This window comes from Sphingomonas sp. (genome assembly GCF_042091075.1).
Taxonomy (GTDB): domain Bacteria; phylum Pseudomonadota; class Alphaproteobacteria; order Sphingomonadales; family Sphingomonadaceae; genus Sphingomonas.
In genome coordinates this window covers 8,231-11,588 of sequence record NZ_JBELIE010000107.1, presented here as the reverse complement: position 1 = coordinate 11,588, position 3,358 = coordinate 8,231, and the positions used below count along the sequence as shown (strand labels likewise).

The following is a 3,358-nucleotide window of genomic DNA, read 5'->3' as shown; positions in this document are numbered from 1 at the left end:
CGTCGCGGTCGTCGTCGGGACGGCGAGCGCACCACCGAGGGCGAGGCGGCCGATGGCGCTGCCGATGTCGAGGGCGCGCCGGAGCGCGACGCTGAGCCCGTCCTGGAAGCCCAGCCCGATCCGGAACCGACGCCGGAACCCGCACCCGTCGCAGCCGCCGCGCCCGAGCCGGGGGCCAAGCCGAAGACGCGCCGCCGTCCCCGCGCGCGCGCTGCGACGACGGTTGAACCGGCGGCCGAGGCGGTGAGCGACGACACCGCCGCGCCGGAACCGGAAGCTTCGGCCCCGTCCGAAACGCCGGCGGCGGAGGAAGCGCCCGCCAAGCCGAAGCGGACACGCCGCAAGAAAGCGGTCGAGCCGGTCGCCGATGCGGGCGACGCCGGTGTCGTCAGCGATGGTCTGGGCGCGCCGCCCCCGGAAGCGGAGGACGAACCGGCGCCCAAGCCGAAGCGTACCCGGCGCAAGAAGGCGGAGACGACGCCCGCAACGGAAGCTGCCCCGGCGGTGGCGGACGAACCGGTGCCCGAGGCCGAGCGTGAGCCCGCCACGGCATCGGATGACGAGGACGATGCCGCCGGCACGCCGCGCCGTGGCTGGTGGCAGCGCACCTTCGGCGGGTGATCCCGCCACGCGCTCCGACGATCGGGACGCCGCCGCTTCTCCACGAGGCGGCGGCGGGCCGGTGGCATCGGGGCCGGTGGCCGGCGGCGCTTCACCCGCCGTTCAGCGCCGCTGCGCCACACGCCGGCGTCGCGTCATGAGCACTTCCCCCCGCCCCCGCGCGCGACGGCACCGTCGCTGGCTCACCGCCTTTGCGGTCACGATTCTGGTCGCCGCCGCGCCGGCACAGGCGCAATCGATCCTGCGCGACGCCGAAACCGAGGCGATGTTCCGTGACATGTCCGCGCCGCTGGTCACCGCCGCCGGCCTTCGCCCCGCCGACGTGCAGTTGGCGTTGATCAACGACGATTCGATCAATGCCTTCGTCGCGGGGGGGCAAACCGTCTACATTCACTCGGGACTGATCCAGGCGGCGGATAATGCCAACGAGGTTCAGGGGGTGATCGCGCACGAGCTGGGCCATATCGCCGACGGCCATGTCATCACCAGCGCGGAGGGGCAGCGCCCGGCGATGGGCATCTATCTCCTGTCGATGGTGCTGGGCCTGGCTGCGATGGCCGCAGGCGGGGGCGAAGCCGGCGCCGGCATCCTCGCCGCCGGACAGCAAGCCGCGATGGGCAAATATCTCGCCTTCAGCCGCGTGCAGGAAGCGACCGCCGATGCCTCCGCGGTGCGGTTTCTGTCGACCGCCGGGATCACCGGGCGCGGGATGCTCAGCTTCTTCAAGAAGCTGCAGCAGCAGGAATATCGCTACGGGACGAAGAACATCGACCCGTTCATGCAATCGCACCCGCTGTCGGGCACGCGCGTCCAGACGCTGACCGCGGACCTGCAGGCATCACCGTCATGGGGCAAGCCATCCGACCCGCGGCTGGAGGAGCGCTTCCGCCGCGTGAAGGCGAAGCTGGACGGCTATTTGATGCCGCCGGCGCAGGCGCTGCAGAAATATCCCGACAGCGATCAGTCGATCTACGCGCATTACGCGCGTGCCTATGCCTATCACCGCGCCGGCTATCCCGAAAAGGCCGATGCCGAGGCGGAGGCGCTGGTCGCGAGCGAACCGAACGATCCCTATTTTCAGGAGATCATGGGCCAGATCCTGCTGGAGGCGGGCAAGCCGAAGCTGGCGCTCGCCCCGCTGAAGCGCGCGACCGAGGGATCGCGCAACGATCCGCTGATCGCCACCACCTACGGCCATGCGCTGATCGCGACCGAGGATCCCAGCCACTATGCCGAGGCCAAGCGTGTGCTGCGCACCGCGGTGGGACGCGACACTGAAAATCCCTTCGCCTGGTTCCAGCTCGGCACCGTCTATGAACTGACCGGCGACGAGGCGCGTGCCGCGCTGGCGAGCGCCGAGCGGGCGAGCATGACCGGCGACCATCGCACCGCGGCCGACCGCGCACGCTACGCCATGGCTGGGCTGCCGAAGAACTCGCCCGACTGGATCCGCGCGCAGGACATCGCGATGACGTCGCAGACCGAGAATGACAAGAACAGGAAGAAGCGGCGGTGAAACGGGTCTGGTTGCTCGCGATGGTGATGGTCGGCGTGCTGTTCGGCGCGGGCGGCATGTGGCTGGCGCAGCGCGTCGCACCGGGCGAGCTGGGCGCGGCCGACGAGGCACGGATCGGGCGTGCGGTGCGCGACTATGTGCTCGCCAACCCCGAGATCATCCCGCAGGCGATGCAGCGGCTACAGGAAAAGGACGCCGCCCGCGCGGTCGCCGCCAGCCGGGGCGCCATCGAGCAACCCTATCCCGGTGCGATGATCGGCAACCCCGACGGCGATGTCACGCTGGTCGAATATTACGACTATAATTGTGGCTTCTGCCGCGCCAGCGTGCCGACGCTCGAACAATTGGTCGCCGGGGACAGGAATTTGCGCGTCGTCTTCAAGGAGCTGCCGGTGCTGTCCGACGAAAGCCGCAGTGCCGCCCGCGCCGCGCTCGCCGCCGCGCGACAGGGGAAGTTCAAAGCGTTCCACGATGCGCTCTACGCCGCCGGCCCGGTCAGCGACGCGACGATCGCGCAATCGGCGAAGGCGACCGGAGTCGATCTGGCGAAGATCCCCGCCGATGCCGACGAGACGATCCGCACCAACCTGGAAACCGCGGCGAAACTGGGAGTGACCGGCACGCCGAGCTGGGTGATCGGCGATCAGGTGTTGAGCGGCGCACTGCCGATCGAGCGGCTGAAGGAAGCGATCGCCCGGGCGCGGGCGGGCTAGGCAGGTCGAACCGTTCCGCACGCTCGCCCGCGCCCCCGGAGCACGGGGCGCGGATCATGCGGTGTCGCCGAAGCGCACCCGCCCCGACACCACCGGCCGCGCAACCAATGCATTCAGGTCGATCGCGACGTGCAGCGCGATCGCCACCCATAAGGCGCCCGAGGCCAGATACACCGCCGCGAGCAACGCGCCGGTCACCGCGGTGGCGATCATGCCCTTCCACCCCTGATAGCGATGCGCCGCACCGAACAGCAGGGTCGCCAGCCCGAAACCGACCACCGCCGACCCGGTCGCGAGCGTCGCGAGCAGCGGCAACAGCAGGCGGAAATACCCCTCTTCCATCACCCCAGCGGTCAGCGACAGGATCACGCCCCAGCCCAGCTCGCGCGGGGTGCGTGGCATCACCGCCTCGACATCGCCCAGGCCGAACGGCCGCCCCCGCCAGCGCTCGACAAGGCCGATGATCGTGCCGCCCGCCACGATGCCGCCGAGCGCCCACGGCCAGGCC

Annotated in this window: 3 protein-coding genes and 1 pseudogene; 3 read left to right on the top strand and 1 reads right to left on the bottom strand. The window is 70.5% G+C overall.

Going from position 1 to position 3,358, the window contains the following annotated elements; translation table 11 throughout:
- The 3 genes and pseudogenes from ACFDSW_RS11280 to ACFDSW_RS11270 all read left to right on the top strand — a co-directional run.
- Nucleotides 1-621, top strand: a pseudogene (locus tag ACFDSW_RS11280) (ribonuclease E/G); the annotation flags it as partial.
- A gap of 136 nt (nucleotides 622-757) precedes the next feature.
- Nucleotides 758-2,137, top strand: a complete 1,380-nt coding sequence (locus tag ACFDSW_RS11275) for a M48 family metalloprotease (RefSeq protein ID WP_375250391.1) — start codon at nucleotides 758-760, stop codon at nucleotides 2,135-2,137.
- Nucleotides 2,134-2,850: a DsbA family protein gene (locus ACFDSW_RS11270; RefSeq protein ID WP_375250390.1), complete on the top strand. Its 717-nt coding sequence runs from the start codon at nucleotides 2,134-2,136 to the stop codon at nucleotides 2,848-2,850. Before ACFDSW_RS11275 ends, ACFDSW_RS11270 begins: the two co-directional genes overlap by 4 nt.
- A 54-nt stretch (nucleotides 2,851-2,904) precedes the next feature.
- On the opposite strand, the gene ACFDSW_RS11265 is transcribed toward ACFDSW_RS11270, so the two are convergent.
- Nucleotides 2,905-3,358, bottom strand: a 454-nt coding sequence (locus ACFDSW_RS11265) for a CPBP family intramembrane glutamic endopeptidase (RefSeq protein WP_375250389.1), incomplete at its 5' end; no start/stop codon positions are given.

Excerpts from the sequence above, each read along its gene's own strand:
- ACFDSW_RS11275 (WP_375250391.1), top strand. The coding sequence starts at position 758 with ATGAGCACTTCCCCCCGCCCCCGCGCGCGACGGCACCGTCGCTGGCTC.